This is a genomic window from Kitasatospora sp. NPDC028961 (assembly GCF_055564815.1).
The window spans coordinates 190,312-203,783 of sequence record NZ_JBVHVO010000007.1 but is presented as its reverse complement, the minus strand read 5'-3'; the positions used below and the strand labels follow the sequence as shown (position 1 = coordinate 203,783).

General features: G+C 75.3%; 12 protein-coding genes. 6 read left to right on the top strand and 6 right to left on the bottom strand.

Annotation, left to right across the window (positions count from 1 at the left end; all coding sequences use genetic code 11):
* Positions 1–66 precede the first annotated feature (66 nt).
* Positions 67–1,287 (top strand): type III PLP-dependent enzyme, encoded by a 1,221-nt coding sequence (locus tag ACZ4UX_RS16415; RefSeq protein ID WP_465707145.1) that lies wholly within the window; start codon positions 67–69, stop codon positions 1,285–1,287.
* A gap of 141 nt (positions 1,288–1,428) precedes the next feature.
* Positions 1,429–2,229: an inositol monophosphatase family protein gene (locus ACZ4UX_RS16410; RefSeq protein ID WP_465707223.1), complete on the top strand. Its 801-nt coding sequence runs from the start codon at positions 1,429–1,431 to the stop codon at positions 2,227–2,229.
* 70 nt (positions 2,230–2,299) lie between these two features.
* On the opposite strand, the gene ACZ4UX_RS16405 is transcribed toward ACZ4UX_RS16410, so the two are convergent.
* The 4 genes from ACZ4UX_RS16405 to ACZ4UX_RS16390 all read right to left on the bottom strand — a co-directional run bounded on the left by ACZ4UX_RS16405 (position 2,300) and on the right by ACZ4UX_RS16390 (position 7,919).
* Positions 2,300–3,487, bottom strand: a complete 1,188-nt coding sequence (locus tag ACZ4UX_RS16405) for a cytochrome P450 (RefSeq protein ID WP_465707144.1) — start codon at positions 3,485–3,487, stop codon at positions 2,300–2,302.
* A gap of 272 nt (positions 3,488–3,759) precedes the next feature.
* Positions 3,760–4,518, bottom strand: coding sequence for a tRNA-dependent cyclodipeptide synthase (locus ACZ4UX_RS16400; RefSeq protein ID WP_465707143.1), 759 nt, complete (start codon positions 4,516–4,518; stop codon positions 3,760–3,762).
* A gap of 453 nt (positions 4,519–4,971) precedes the next feature.
* A complete protein-coding gene (locus tag ACZ4UX_RS16395; RefSeq protein ID WP_465707142.1) occupies positions 4,972–6,525 on the bottom strand; it encodes a pyridoxal phosphate-dependent decarboxylase family protein in 1,554 nt (517 codons plus the stop codon).
* On the bottom strand, positions 6,522–7,919 hold the full coding sequence (locus tag ACZ4UX_RS16390; protein WP_465707141.1) for a diaminobutyrate--2-oxoglutarate transaminase: 1,398 nt from the start codon (positions 7,917–7,919) through the stop codon (positions 6,522–6,524). The genes ACZ4UX_RS16395 and ACZ4UX_RS16390 overlap by 4 nt, the downstream gene beginning before the upstream one ends.
* A gap of 145 nt (positions 7,920–8,064) precedes the next feature.
* Between ACZ4UX_RS16390 and ACZ4UX_RS16385 the strand changes: the two genes are divergently transcribed.
* From ACZ4UX_RS16385 to ACZ4UX_RS16375, 3 genes are read left to right on the top strand one after another with little or no spacing between them, the layout of a single operon-like run.
* A complete protein-coding gene (locus tag ACZ4UX_RS16385; RefSeq protein WP_465707140.1) occupies positions 8,065–8,724 on the top strand; it encodes a class I SAM-dependent methyltransferase in 660 nt (219 codons plus the stop codon).
* Between the two features lie 28 nt (positions 8,725–8,752).
* Positions 8,753–9,061, top strand: a complete 309-nt coding sequence (locus tag ACZ4UX_RS16380) for a hypothetical protein (protein ID WP_465707139.1) — start codon at positions 8,753–8,755, stop codon at positions 9,059–9,061.
* Positions 9,022–9,453, top strand: coding sequence for a hypothetical protein (locus ACZ4UX_RS16375; RefSeq protein ID WP_465707138.1), 432 nt, complete (start codon positions 9,022–9,024; stop codon positions 9,451–9,453). Before ACZ4UX_RS16380 ends, ACZ4UX_RS16375 begins: the two co-directional genes overlap by 40 nt.
* Here the strand turns inward: ACZ4UX_RS16375 and ACZ4UX_RS16370 are convergent.
* Positions 9,434–10,183, bottom strand: a complete 750-nt coding sequence (locus ACZ4UX_RS16370) for a response regulator (protein WP_465707137.1) — start codon at positions 10,181–10,183, stop codon at positions 9,434–9,436. The two genes, ACZ4UX_RS16375 and ACZ4UX_RS16370, sit on opposite strands and share 20 nt — an antisense overlap.
* A complete protein-coding gene (locus tag ACZ4UX_RS16365) occupies positions 10,180–11,811 on the bottom strand; it encodes an ATP-binding protein (protein WP_465707136.1) in 1,632 nt (543 codons plus the stop codon). Before ACZ4UX_RS16365 ends, ACZ4UX_RS16370 begins: the two co-directional genes overlap by 4 nt.
* A gap of 181 nt (positions 11,812–11,992) precedes the next feature.
* Here ACZ4UX_RS16365 and ACZ4UX_RS16360 point away from each other — a divergent pair, with 181 nt between their 5' ends.
* Complete coding sequence (locus ACZ4UX_RS16360; RefSeq protein WP_465707135.1) at positions 11,993–13,390, top strand: cation:dicarboxylate symporter family transporter; 1,398 nt, start codon at positions 11,993–11,995, stop codon at positions 13,388–13,390.
* Positions 13,391–13,472: the final 82 nt, after the last annotated feature.

Genomic DNA, 13,472 nt, shown 5'->3' with positions numbered 1-13,472 from the left:
CGACCGGGTACGGCGGAGCCCCGCCCGCCGCCCGACCGCCGCCGCCCTCCCCACCTGGAGTCACCGATGACCGACGCCGTCCGCCGGCACGTCGCCGCGCTCGCCCCGGAGGCGCTGCCCGCGTACGTCTACGACCTGGCGGCGCTGCGTGCGCACGCCGCCGCCGTCCGGGCCGCGCTGCCCGCCCGTGTCGAGCTGTACTACGCCGCCAAGGCCAACCCGGAGGCGCCGGTGCTGGCCGCGCTGCGGGCCGCCGTCGACGGCTACGAGGTCTCCAGCGGCGGCGAGCTGGCCCACGTGCGGCAGGCCGTCCCGGACGCGCCGCTGGCCTTCGGCGGACCGGGCAAGACGCCCGCCGAGATCGTGGCCGCCCTGGACGCCGGGGTGCACCGCTGGCACGTCGAGAGCGAGCAGGAGCTGTACCGGCTCGCCGCCGCCCTGTCCGACCGGCCGGACGCCGCGGTGGACGTCCTGCTGCGGGTCAACCTGCCGGTGGGCGCGGGCGCGCTGGACACGGTGGCGCTCGCGATGGGCGGCCGCCCGACCCCGTTCGGGCTGGACCCGGACCGCGCCGAGGCCTGCGCCCGGCTGCTGACCGACCCGCTCGGGCCCTTCGGCCCGCTGCTCCCCCGGCTGAGGCTGCGCGGCGTGCACGCCCACCTGGCGAGCGGGCTGGCGGCGGCGGAGCAGCTCGCCGTCGCCGGGCAGATCGTCGAGTGGTCGGCCCGCACGGCCCGGCGGCACGGCTTCGCGCTGGCGGAGGTCAACGTGGGCGGCGGCATGGCCGTCGACTACGCGGACCCCCGGGCCCGCTTCGACTGGACGGCCTTCGGCGAGGGCCTGGCGAAGCTGCTGGAGCGCCACCCGGGGCCGACCCTGCGGATCGAGCCGGGCCGCGCGCTGACCGCGTACTGCGGCTGGTACGCCACCGAGGTGCTGGACGTGAAGCAGAGCCACGGCGAGGACTTCGCGGTGGTCCGCGGCGGCACCCACCACCTGCGCACCCCGGCCACCCGGGGGCACGACCAGCCGTTCGCCGTGCTGCCGGTCGACGCCTGGCCGCACCCGTGGCCGCGCCCGGCCGTCACCACCGGCCGGGCCACCCTGGCCGGGCAGCTCTGCACCCCGAAGGACGTCCTCGCGCACGCCGCCCCGGCGGCGCGGGGCCTGCGGACGGCGGACCGGGTGCTCTTCGCGATGGCCGGCGCCTACGCGTGGAACATCTCGCACCACGAGTTCCTGATGCACCCGCGCCCGGGCTTCCACTACCTGGGCGAGGACGGCTGACGGCGGCCGGGCGGCGGACCGGGAGCGCGTCCCCCGGCCCGCCGCCCGGCGCCCGCGACGGGCGCTCCGGGGGCTGGCGAAGGTCAACACCGCACTGACGTGCGAAAGTGGTAGCCAGCGAAGGGAGCGCGCAACGTGCTGATGGACAGGGTGGCGGAGATTCTCGCCGAGGCGTGCGCCGAGGTGGTGGAGCCGCGGTTCCGCGCGCTGGCAGCCGGCGAGGTCATGGAGAAGGCCCCCGGCGAGGTCGTGACGATCGCCGACCGTGAGGCCGAGGTGATCATCGAACGGCGGCTGCGCGAGCTGCTGCCCGTCCCGGTGGTCGGCGAGGAGGCCGTGTCCGCCGATCCGTCGCTCGCGCTGGCCCTGCACACGGAGCCCGCCGCCTGGCTGGTCGACCCGGTCGACGGCACCTCGAACTTCATCGCCGGCCGCCCCGACTACGCCGTGATGGCCTCGCTGGTCCGGTCCGGGCAGACCGTCGCCTCCTGGATCTGGCAGCCGGCCACCGCCACCTGCTACACCGCCGAGCTCGGCTCCGGCGCCTGGTGCAACGGCGAGCGGCTGACCAGGCCCCTTGCGGCCGGCCCGCCGACCGAGTGGCGCGGCTCGCTGAAGAGCCGCTTCCTGGAACCGGAGCTGCGCCGGACGCTGGAGGCGAATGCCGCGGCCGGCTTCGGCGAGATCACCCCGGGCCGCAACGCGGCCGGGATCGAGTACCCGGACCTCGTCGACGGCGCGCTGGACTTCATCCTCTACTGGCGCACCCTGCCGTGGGACCACGCGCCCGGTTCGCTGCTGGTCACCGAGGCCGGCGGGGTCTCCGCCCGGCTCGACGGCAAGCCCTACCGGCCGGAGGCCCCGGGCGGCGAGGAGGGCCTGCTGGTCGCCGCCGACCCGGAGTGCTGGGAGCGCGTCCGCGCCGTCCTGTTCGGCCGGTAGGGGCCAGGAGCTGGCCGGGCCTCCGGGCCGCACGACCGCCGGGCCGCACCGCCGGCCCGGCCGGCACCGGCTACCAGAGCACCGGGAGCCGCTCCGGCAGGCGCTTGATGAAACCGGGCCGCCACGCCAGCTGCTCGACCGGCAGGGCCAGCCGCAGGCCCGGCAGGCGCTCGACCAGCGCCGTGATCGCGATCTCGGCGTGCGTGCGGCCGAGTGCCGAGGCGGGGCAGAAGTGCCGGCCCGCGCCGAAGGCCAGGTGCGGGTTGTCGACCCGGTCGAAGTCGATCCGCTCCGGGTCCGGGAAGACGGCCGGGTCGTAGTTCGCCCCCTCGACCAGGACCAGCACCAGCTCCCCCGCCTTCACCAGCACCTCACCGACCCGGACGTCCGCCAGCGCGATCCGGGGCAGCGCGTCGCCGATCGACAGGTTGACCCGCAGCAGCTCGTCCACCGCCCGGCCGATCAGCGCGGGCTCCCGGCGCAGCCGCTCGGCCAGCTCGGGCTGCCGGGCCAGGTAGATGACGGCGTGCAGCAGGAACGAGGAGGTGGAGACGGCGCCCGCGCCGAACAGCGAGAGCGCGACGGTGGCCAGCAGCTCGTCGTCGACCCGGTCCGCGGCGTCCGGCGAGCGCCGCAGTTCGGCGAACCGGCCCAGCAGGCCCTCGGTGGGCGCCGGCTCCGCCGCGAGCCGCTCCCGCACGTAGCCGAGGTCCTTGTACCAGTTGGGCGCGGAGCCCTCGAACGGCACCGGGCTGGTGAGGAAGGCGACGTCGATGCCCGCCATCAGCCGCCGCCAGTCCTCGACGGGCAGGCCGAGCAGCCGGCAGTGCAGGGCGGCGGAGTAGGGCTCGGCGAAGCCGTCCCGCAGGTCGGCCGGGGCGCCCTGGCCGATCAGGGCGTCGATCAACCGGTGCGCCTCGGCCTGCAGCCAGCCGTCCAGCTCCTTGTCCGCGCGCGGCGAGAGGGTCTTCATGACGGCGTTGCGCAGGCCGGCGCCGTTGATCTTGCCCATGTTGTCGACCACCTCGGGCGGGATGGTCAGCGCGTACTGGCGGGGGGCGCCGGGGTTGGCGGTGTCCTTGAGGCTGAAGCGCTCGTCCTCCAGCACCTGCTTGGCCAGCGGGTAGCTGCTGACCAGCCAGGCCGGGTCGCCGGTCATGGTGCGGACCGGGGCGACGGGCTGCTCGGCGCGCAGCCGGTTCGCCTCCTCGGGCAGGACGTCGCCCCGGCGGGAGAGCGGGAAGGTGAGGTCGGTCATGGGTGTACTCCCTGGGATCGGGCAGCGGGTACGGGGGCGTCCCCACGACGGCGGGGCGGGTGTGCGGGCACCGGTCGGGGCACGGGCGCGCGGGCGTCGGCCGGGCGGGGCGCGGAGCGGGTACGTGCGGGGTGCGGGTACGTGCGGGGCGGGGCGCGGCGCGGGTACGCGCGGGCGCGGCCGGGTCGGGCCGCACGGGTCAGGTCGAGTGCGGTCAGGTCGAGTGCGGTCAGGTCGGGTGCGGTCAGGTCGGGTGCGGTCAGGTCGCGCGGTCAGGCCGCGCGGGTCCCGGCGACGGCGCCCGCGGCGGCCGTCGGCGCGGCCGGGCGGACCACCGCGTAGCCCTGGCCGGGCGCCGCCCGCAGACCCTCCGAGCGGCCGAACAGCACTGGGGTGAGCGGGAGTTGGAGGTGGTAGCAGCTCACCGAGGAGGGCACGCCGAGCAGCGCCGGAGTGTCCAGGAAGAACGGCAGCTCGGCGGCTATGTAGCGGAGCCCGGCAGCCAGTTGGGGCTCGTTCGGCGACAGCCCCTCGTCCAGCCGGGCGGCCAGGAAGCCGCGCGCCATCGCCTCGGCGGCCGCGCCGAAGTCCCGGTCGGCGCGGAGTGCGTCGAGGGCCTCCCGGTGCAACCGCCGGTAGACGGGGTGGCCGGCGAACTCGGAGAGCGCGTGCGCCCGGACGGCGTCGCGGTGGCCGGCCTCCTCGACGCCGCGGGCGATCCGGCGGGCGGTGGCCTTGACCTCCTTGGCGGCCCGCCGGTGCGCGTGTTCGGGGGTGTAACCGAAGGTCTCGTACTGCGCCTCGACATGCAGATCGGCGTGGACGATGTCGATCCGCTCGAAGAACTCCAGCCCCCACCCGATGAGTTCGGCGATTCGGCGGTGACTGAAATAGCTGTTCCCCGGACTGACACCGATGAGCAGGTGCTCACCGCGGCGCCAGATCTCGCGGCAGCGGTCGGAGAACGGAAGGGCCTCGTACCCGGTCGTATCGATGGGTGTGGCACGTTCACCCGGGAGGGTTTCGCGCATGCCTTGCCTCCGCTTCGCAGGAATGGTCACAGGACTGGCTTCAGGTGGTTCACGCGGTTTTACCGGGGATTCACAGAAGTGCATGACGGCAGCCGGAGTTCACCCGGAGTCGGGGGTGGGGGTCACCGCATGCTGATGACGCGCGCCTGGTCAGGCGGCCTGCCCCGGGGAGCCGTGTGCTCTTGGTGGGGCGGCGACCACATGAAGTTACCGCCGCCGTTCGGGATCTCCGCAAGCCCTGCCGAGGGGTTGGCGGATTCTGATCACCAGGCGGCCTGAATCAGCCTGTACTCCTCCGGGAAGGTATGTCCACGGAGGCTTTCCGGGGGCGGCCGAATATCCCCCGGACAGCATGGCACGCCAGTGTGTATTCCTCCAACATCCGCCCCCGAAAAAGGCTTTGCCTTTGCCTCGGCAATTCGGCCGGACGCGAGGGGCGGCCGGCCGCGGCGGTCAGCCGGCCGCGATGTCCCGCCCGGCCCGCACCACCCGGCCCAGCAGGACGCCGACCTCGGCGGCGGTGGTGTGCGGATTGAGCAGCGTCAGCTTCAGCCGGACCCGCCCGGGCCCCTCGCCCGGGAGTTCGGTCCGGCCGACGACGGCCCGGCCGGTGCGCAGCAGCTCCCGGCGCAGCTCGCCATTGACCGCGTCCACGGTGGCCGGATCGGCGGCGCCGGCGCCCGGGCGGCCCGGCGGGAGGTAGCGGAACAGCACGGTGGTCAGGACGGGTTCGGCGTAGAGCTCCAGCGCCGGCTCCGCCCGGACGGCCTCGGCGGCGTCCAGCGCCAGCCGGTGGCAGGCGTCGACCAGCCGGCCGAGCCCGGCGCGGCCGAGGGTGCGCAGCGTGACGGCGATCTTGAAGGCATCGGCCCGCCGGGTGGTGCGCAGCGAGCGGCCCAACAGGCTGGGGTAGCCGGCCTGTTCGTCGTCGGCCGGGTTGAGGTACTCGGCCCGGCGGGCGAGCGAGACATAGGTCTCGGCGCGGCGGACCAGGAAGACCCCGGCGGCGGCGGGCTGCCAGCCGAGCTTGTGCCAGTCCAGCGAGACGGAGTCGGCGCGGGCGATGCCGTCGAGCAGCGGGGCGAGCCGGTCCGAGAGCAGCGCGCCGCCCCCGTACGCGGCGTCCACGTGCAGCCAGGCGCCGTAGCGGGCGGCGAGGTCGGCGGCGGCGTGCAGCGGGTCGATCGCACCGGTGTCGGTGGTGCCGGCGGTGGCCACCACGGCGATCGGGGTCTGTCCGGCCCAGCTCGCCCCGGCCAGGGCGCTCGCCAGCGCGTCCGGGTCCATCCGCTGGTCGCGGTCGACGGGGACGGGGACGACGGCGCGTTCGCCGAGGCCGAGCAGCGCCGCGGCGCGCTGGACGGAGAAGTGCGCGGCGCGGGAGGCGATGATCCGCGGCTCGACGCCGGCCGGGATCCCCTCCAGCTCGACGATGCCGTCGAGCTTCTGGTCGCGGGCCAGCATCAGGCCCATCAGGTTGGACTCGGTGCCGCCGGAGGTGAGCACCCCGGCCGCGCCGGCCGGGTCGTAGCCGACCAGGGCGGCCAGCTCGGCGATCAGCGCCGTCTCCAGGGCCGTCGCGGCGGGGGCCTGGTCCCAGGAGTCCTGCGAGGGGTTCAGCGCGCTGACCGCGAGGTCGGCGGCGGCCGCGACGGCCAGCGGCGGGCAGTGCAGGTGGGCGGCGCAGGCCGGGTCGGCCGGGTCGGCGGCGCCGTGGGCGAGGAGTTCGGTGAGCCGGGCGAGCGCCTGCGGGCCGTGCGCGTCGGCCAGCTCCGCGCGGGCCAGCGCGGCGAGCTCCCCGGGTCGGCCGGCGGGCAGCGGACCGGCCCGGCGGGCGGCTCCGGCGGCCAGCGCGGCCAGCACCTCGGCGATCAGCGGGGCGAGCGCCGCGCCGCCGCCGGCGCCACCGGCCAGCGCGTCGGGGGCGGGGGCCGGGGCGGTTCCGGGCACCGCGGCGAGGCGGGCGGGCTCCCGGTCGGGGCGGCCGGGCTCGACCGGGGTCGTCACCGTACGCCCGCCGCGGCCGCCGCGATGGCGTCGGCCAGGCGGTCGAGCACGGCGGCGGCCTGCTCGTCGGTGATGGTGAGCGGCGGCAGCAGCCGCAGGACGGCGTCGTGCCGGCCGCCGAGTTCGACGATCAGGCCGCGGGCCAGGCAGGCCTCCCGGACCTTGACGGCGAGCGCGGGCGCGGCCGGGCGGGCCCCGCAGGCGTCCGGTTCGGCGGCCGGGTCGACGAGTTCGACGCCCAGCATCAGCCCCCGCCCGCGCACGTCGCCGATCACCGGCAGCTCACCGGCCAGCGCCCGCAGCCGCTCGGCCATCCGGGCGCCGACCAGCTCGGCCCGCGCGGCCAGGCCGTTCGCGGCGACGTACCGCAGGGTGGCGGCGCCCGCCGCCATGGCGAGGGTGTTGCCGCGGAAGGTGCCGGTGTGGGCGCCCGGCCGCCAGCGGTCGTACTCCTCCCGGTAGACGACGACGGCGAGCGGCAGGCTGCCGCCGATCGCCTTGGAGAGCACCATGGCGTCCGGGACGATCCCGCTGTGCTCGACCGCCCACATCGCACCGGTGCGGCCGACCCCGGTCTGCACCTCGTCGACGATCAGCGGGATGCCGCGCTCGGCGGTGATCCGGCGCATCGCGCGCAGCCAGCCGTCGGGGGCGGGGACGACGCCGCCCTCGCCCTGGACGGCCTCGAGGATCATCGCGGCGGGCCGGACCACCCCGCCCGAGGGGTCGTCCAGCAGCCGCTCGGCGTAGGTCGCGGCGAGCTCGGTGCCGGCCTCGCCGCCGACGCCGAACGGGCAGCGGTAGCCGTACGGGTAGGGCAGCCGGACCACCTCGCCGCCGCCCGGCAGGGGCTCCTTGACGGCGACGTTGCCGGTCAGCGCCAGGGCCCCGGCCGTCATGCCGTGGTAGGCACCGGTGAAGGCGAGGGCGCCGGAGCGGCCGGTGGCGGTCTGCATCAGCTTGAGCGCCGCCTCGACGGCGTCCGTCCCCGCAGGCCCGCAGAAGTGCACCCGGGCCTGTCGGGCGAACGCCGACGGCAGGCTCTCGAACAGGGCGGTGGTGAAGTCGTCCTTCTCGGCGGTGGCGAGGTCGAGCAGGTGCAGGGGCGCGCCGCTGTCCAGGGTGCGGCGGATCGCCTCCAGCACCACCGGGTGGTTGTGGCCGAGGGCGAGCGTGCCAGCTCCGGAGAGGCAGTCCAGGTAGCGGCGGCCGTCGGCGCCCTCGACCGTCATGCCGTGGGCGCGCACCGGGACGATCGGGAACGAGCGGGCGTAGGTGCGGGCGGCGGACTCGCGCACGCGCTGGCGGCGCAGGATGGCGTCCCCCGGGGCCTGGGCGGGGACGGCAGCGGGCCCGGTGGCGGGGACGGCGGCGAGCGTCAAGGCGGACTCCAAGAAGTTAGGTAAGCCTAACTTTACTTCCCTGACCTGGCCGGACGGGCTCCGGGAGGCGAGAACCACCCGAGCGGGTGACGCGGAGCCCGCTTCCCCAACGAGTGAACCGCCCACCGGTTACGGCCCGCGCGCTACTCTCGCCCCCATGCCGCCCTCACCCTCCCCCGCCCCCGGCGCCCCCGACCCGGCCGGGCGCGACGCCGAGCACTCCGCCGAACTGGCCCGCACCCGCGCGTTCTTCGCCTCCCGCGCGGCCGGCTGGGACGCCAAGTTCCCCGACGACGGCCCGCGGTACGACGCCGCCATCGCCACCCTCGGCCTGCGCCCGGGCGGTCGCGTCCTGGACGCCGGCTGCGGCACCGGCCGCGCCCTCCCCCCGCTGCGGGCGGCGGTCGGCCCCGACGGCCTGGTGCTCGGCGTCGACGTCACCCCCGAGATGCTGCGCGAGGCCGGCGCCCACCACCCCGGCACCGCGGCCCTGCTGCTCGCCGACTGCGCCCGCCTCCCGCTCCCGGACGCCGCCCTCGACGCCGTCTTCGCCGCCGGGCTGATCTCCCACCTCGACGATCCGGACCGCGCCCTGTGCGAACTCGCCCGCGTCACCCGCCCCGGCGCCGTGCTGGCCCTCTTCCACCCCGTCGGCCGGGCCGCCCTGGCCGCCCGCCACGGCCGCGCGCTCACCCCCGACGACCTCCGCGCCGAACCCAACCTCCGCCCCCTCCTGACCACCACCGGCTGGCACCTGGACAGGTACACCGACACCGACGACCAGTACCTCGCCCGAGCGGTCAGGACCGCCGACTAGTTACCACCGGTGGCGGTAACCTCGCCGCATGTCCGAGCCGATGGATCCCGTACCTGCCTCGCGTCCGGTGAAGAAGTACAGCGTCTCGATGCCCGAGGACGTGGCCGAGGATGTCCGCTCCATCGTGGGCACGGGTTCGTTCAGCGCCTACGTCACCGCCGCCGTCCGGAGACAGATAGCGCGCGAGCGCCTCGCCGAGCTGGTGGACGACCACGTCGCGAACTTCGGCGAGATTCCGGAGGCCGCACGGGCACGGGCCGCCCGCAACTTCGACGAGGCCGAACGGAGGTATGCCCAGTGGCTCGCCGAACAGGCGGACGAGGCCCGGGCAACCTGAGCGCGGGCGCGCTGGTCCTCGACTGTCAGGGCCTGGCCCTGGCAGTCGAGGGCGACCCAATGGTCGGTGCCCAACTGGAGCATGCGCGCACGCACGATATCGAGGTCGTGGTCAGTACGCTGACCCTCGTCGAGGCCGTGGATCCACAGCGCTTCCAGCCCCGCTGGCACTACGTCATCTCGAAGATCCGGATCGAGGAGGTCACCCGGCAGCTCAGCGACCAGGCCGTGGTCCTGCTGAGATCCTCCGGACTGCACGGCCACAAGTACGCCATCGATGCCGTCGTCGCCGCGACCGCCATGGCGCAGCACGGGCCCACCATGCTGTTGACCAGCGACCTCGACGACATGGCGAAGCTCTGCGACAAGCGGATCATGCTCGTCCCGGTGTGACGCCCTTCCGCTCGCCGCCGCCCGTCCAGCGGTAGCAGAGCTCCGGGCGGCCGACGTTGCCGTACTGCGGTTCGCGGGCCGCCAGGCCGGTGTCGACGAGGTGTTCCAGGTAGCGGCGGGCGGTGATCCGGGAGACGCCGGCGGCGGTTCCGGCGGCCGCCGCGGAGATCCCGGTGCGGGCCTCCCGCAGCACGGTGGCGACGGTGTCCAGCGTGGGGGCGCTCAACCCCTTGGGCAGGGCGGTGCGTTCGGGGGTGCGCAGCAGGGCGAGCGCCTGGTCGACCTCGTCCTGGCCGGTGGCCTCGCCGGTGCGGCCCAGGGTGTCGCGGTAGCGGGCGTAGCGCTCCAGCCGGTCGTGCAGCGCGGCCGCGCCGAACGGCTTCAGCAGGTACTGGACCACGCCCGCCGAGACGGCCTGGCGGACCATCGCGAGGTCGCGGGCCGAGGTGACGGCGATGACGTCGGTGGTGTGGCCGGCCGCGCGCAGCGTGCCGCAGAGCTGGAGGCCGTGGCCGTCCGGCAGGTAGAGGTCGAGCAGGGTGAGGTCGACGGGCCGGCCGGCCGCCCGGGCGCGGTCCAGGAAGCGCAGCGCGTCGGCGCAGCTGTGCACCGTCCCGGCGGCGCGGAAGCCTGGCTCGCGCCCGACGTACAGGGTGTGGGCGGCGGCGGCCACGGGGTCGTCCTCGACCACCAGGACGGAGATCTCGGGCCGGTCCGGGGAGCGGTTCACGACGCCGCCGCCTCGGGCTGCCGGGCGAGCGGCAGCCGGACGGTGAGCACCGCGCCGCGGTCCCGGCCGACCTCGACCGTGCCGCCGTTGCGCCGGGCGGTCTGGGCCACCAGGGCGAGCCCGAGGCCGTGCCCGTGGCCGTCCTGCTTGGTGCTCCAGCCGCGCCGGAACACGTCGTCCACCGCGCCCGGGTCGATCCCGGCGCCGGTGTCGGCGACCCGCAGCAGCAGGTGGTCGCCGTCGACCCGGGCGGTGACGGTGACCTCGGGCTGGTCCGGGTGCCCGGCGGCGCCGGCGATCGCGGCGTCCACCGCGTTGTCGAGCAGGTTGCCGAGGACGGTGATCAGGTCGCGGGCGGCGAGCCCGGGCGGCAGCACACCGTCGTCGATCCGGCTGTCCTCGGTGAGCGTCAACTCCACGCCCCGCTCGGCCGCCTGGGCCGCCTTGCCGAGCAGCAGGGCGGCCAGGACCGGCTCGCCGACGGCCGCGACGACGCGGTCGGTGAGCTGCTGGGCGAGTTCGAGTTCGGCGGTGGCGAACTCCACCGCCTGTTCGTGGCGGCCGAGTTCGATCAGTGAGACGACGGCGTGCAGCCGGTTGGCGGCCTCGTGCGCCTGCGCGCCCAGCGCCTCGGTGAAGCTCTTCACGGAGTCCAGCTCGCCGGTGAGCGACTGCAGTTCGGTGTGGTCGCGGAGGGTGACGACCCGGCCGAGGCCGGTGCCGATGGTGGAGGTGTTGAGCACCAGCACCCGCTCGGCGGTGAGGTGGACCTCGTCCCGGACCGGCTCCTGACCGAGCACGGCGGCCACCAGGGCCGCCGGCAGCCCCAGCCCGTCGATCGGCCGTCGCTCCACCTCCCCAGCCAGCGACAGGAGTTCGCGGGCCGCGTCGTTGCAGAGCACCACCCGGTGCTTGCGGTCGAGCAGCACCAGCCCCTCCCGCACCGAGTGCAGGGTCGCCTGGTGGTACTCGTAGAGGTGGCTGAGCTCGGCCGGCCCCATGCCGTGGGTGTGCCGCCGCAGCCGGGAGTTGGCGAGGTAGGTGCCGAGCCCGCCGAGGGCGAGCGCCGCCACCGCGACGCCGACGAGCGCGAGCAGCGGCCCGCGCAGCTGCGCGGAGATGGACTGCACCGTGATGCCGGCGCTGACCAGCGCGACCACCCGGTGGTCCGCGTCCAGGACCGGGGTGACCACCCGCACCGACGGCCCGAGCGTGCCGGTGTACGTCTCGCTGCGGGTCTCCCCGGCGAGCGCCCAGTCGATGTGCCCGAGGAAGGTCTTGCCGATCTGCTCGGGCAGCGGGTGCGTCCAGCGCACCCCGGCGGTGTCCATCACGGTGATGAAGGAGACCCCGGTGTCCACCCGCACCTGCTCGGCGTAGGGCTGCAGGACGGCGGTCGGGTCCGGCCCGGCGACGGCCGCCCGCACCGACGGGGCGTCGGCCACCGAGCGGGCGACGGCGGTGACCTGGCGGCGGGCGGCGTCCTCCGTGCGGTCGGCGGTGAACAGGTAGGCCAGCACGGCGCCACCGGCCACCACGGCGGCGACGATCACCACCTGGACGACGAAGAGCTGTCCGGCCAGGCTGCGCACCGGCCGGCGCGGCGAGGGGAGGGTGCGCGCGGACATGCCTGACAGTGTGCACCACCGCCGGAACCCGGCCCGGCCCCCGCGGGCCCGCCCGGTCCGCCGCGGGCCCGGGCGGGGTGTGAACTCTATGAACGCAAACGTGACCTCCGTCACGGCGCGGCCCATAGTCGGAGCGGCCCACCACCCGGGGCCGCCAGGACTGCAGGCGAAGGAGCCGCGGATGTCGATCACTGGAGCAGGGCCACAGGCGGGAGGCAGACGCCGGGACCGCACCCACTACCTCTACCTCGCGGTGATCGTGGCGGTGGTCGCGGGCGTGGTGGTCGGCTTGGCCGCACCGTCGTTCGCGGTGGAGCTGAAGCCGATCGGCACCGGCTTCGTCAATCTGATCAAGATGATGATCAGCCCGGTGATCTTCTGCACCATCGTGCTGGGCATCGGCTCGGTGACCAAGGCGGCGAAGGTCGGCAAGGTCGGCGGACTGGCCCTCGGCTACTTCCTCGCCATGTCGACCGTGGCCCTGGCCATCGGCCTGCTGGTCGGCAACCTGCTGGAGCCCGGCGGCGGGCTGCACCTGACCGCCGCGCTGGCCAAGTCCGGACACGCCCAGGCGGCCGCCGGGGGCGCCCAGTCCACCGCCGACTTCCTGCTCGGGATGATCCCGACCACCATGTTCTCGGCCCTCACCGAGGGCAAGGTGCTGCAGACCCTGCTGGTCGCCCTGCTGGCCGGCTTCGCCCTCCAGGCGATGGGCACCGCCGGGGCGCCGGTGCTGCGCGGGATCGAGCACGTGCAGCGGCTGGTGTTCCGGGTCATGTCGATGATCATGTGGGTGGCGCCGGTCGGCGCCTTCGGGGCGATGGCGGCGGTGGTCGGCGCGACCGGCACGGCCGCCCTGAAGAGCCTCGCCGTGATCATGATCGGCTTCTACCTCACCTGCGGCCTCTTCGTCGTCGTGGTGCTCGGCACGCTGCTGCGGCTGGTCGCCGGGGTGAACGTGTTCACCCTGCTGCGCTACCTCGGCCGCGAGTTCCTGCTGATCCTCTCCACCTCGTCCTCGGAGAGCGCGCTGCCCCGCCTGATCGCCAAGATGGAGCACCTGGGCGTCAGCCGCCCGGTCGTCGGCATCACCGTGCCGACCGGCTACAGCTTCAACCTGGACGGCACCGCGATCTACCTCACGATGGCCTCGATCTTCATCTCCGAGGCGATGGACAAGCCGATGTCGATCGGCGAGCAGCTGTCGCTGCTGGTCTTCATGGTGATCGCCAGCAAGGGCGCGGCCGGGGTCACCGGCGCCGGGCTGGCCACCCTCGCGGGCGGGCTGCAGTCGCACAAGCCGGCGCTGGTGGACGGGGTCGGCCTGATCGTCGGCATCGACCGCTTCATGTCCGAGGCCCGGGCGCTGACCAACTTCGCGGGCAACGCCGTGGCCACCGTGCTGATCGGGCACTGGACGGGCGAGTTCGACCGCGAGCGGGCCCGGCAGGTGCTGGCAGGCACGATCCCGTTCGACGAGCGGACGCTGGTGGACACCCACGGCGCGCCCGACGCGCCCGACGCCCCCGAGGTGCGGCCGGACCCGGTCCCCGCGCAGAGCGCCGCCCCGGCGGCCTGAGCCACCGCACCCGAGTCCCCCGGCCCGGCGCCCCGCCCAACCCCCCGAGCGGCGCCGGGCCGGGGATCCGCCCGTCCGCACC

What these genes read in the sequence shown, in the direction of transcription:
- ACZ4UX_RS16415 (WP_465707145.1), top strand. Translation starts at nt 67, where the DNA reads ATGACCGACGCCGTCCGCCGGCACGTCGCCGCGCTCGCCCCGGAGGCG.
- ACZ4UX_RS16410 (WP_465707223.1), top strand. Translation starts at nt 1,429, where the DNA reads ATGGACAGGGTGGCGGAGATTCTCGCCGAGGCGTGCGCCGAGGTGGTG.
- ACZ4UX_RS16405 (WP_465707144.1), bottom strand. Translation starts at nt 3,487, where the DNA reads ATGACCGACCTCACCTTCCCGCTCTCCCGCCGGGGCGACGTCCTGCCC.
- ACZ4UX_RS16400 (WP_465707143.1), bottom strand. Translation starts at nt 4,518, where the DNA reads ATGCGCGAAACCCTCCCGGGTGAACGTGCCACACCCATCGATACGACC.
- ACZ4UX_RS16385 (WP_465707140.1), top strand. Translation starts at nt 8,065, where the DNA reads ATGCCGCCCTCACCCTCCCCCGCCCCCGGCGCCCCCGACCCGGCCGGG.
- ACZ4UX_RS16380 (WP_465707139.1), top strand. Translation starts at nt 8,753, where the DNA reads ATGTCCGAGCCGATGGATCCCGTACCTGCCTCGCGTCCGGTGAAGAAG.
- ACZ4UX_RS16365 (WP_465707136.1), bottom strand. Translation starts at nt 11,811, where the DNA reads ATGTCCGCGCGCACCCTCCCCTCGCCGCGCCGGCCGGTGCGCAGCCTG.
- ACZ4UX_RS16360 (WP_465707135.1), top strand. Translation starts at nt 11,993, where the DNA reads ATGTCGATCACTGGAGCAGGGCCACAGGCGGGAGGCAGACGCCGGGAC.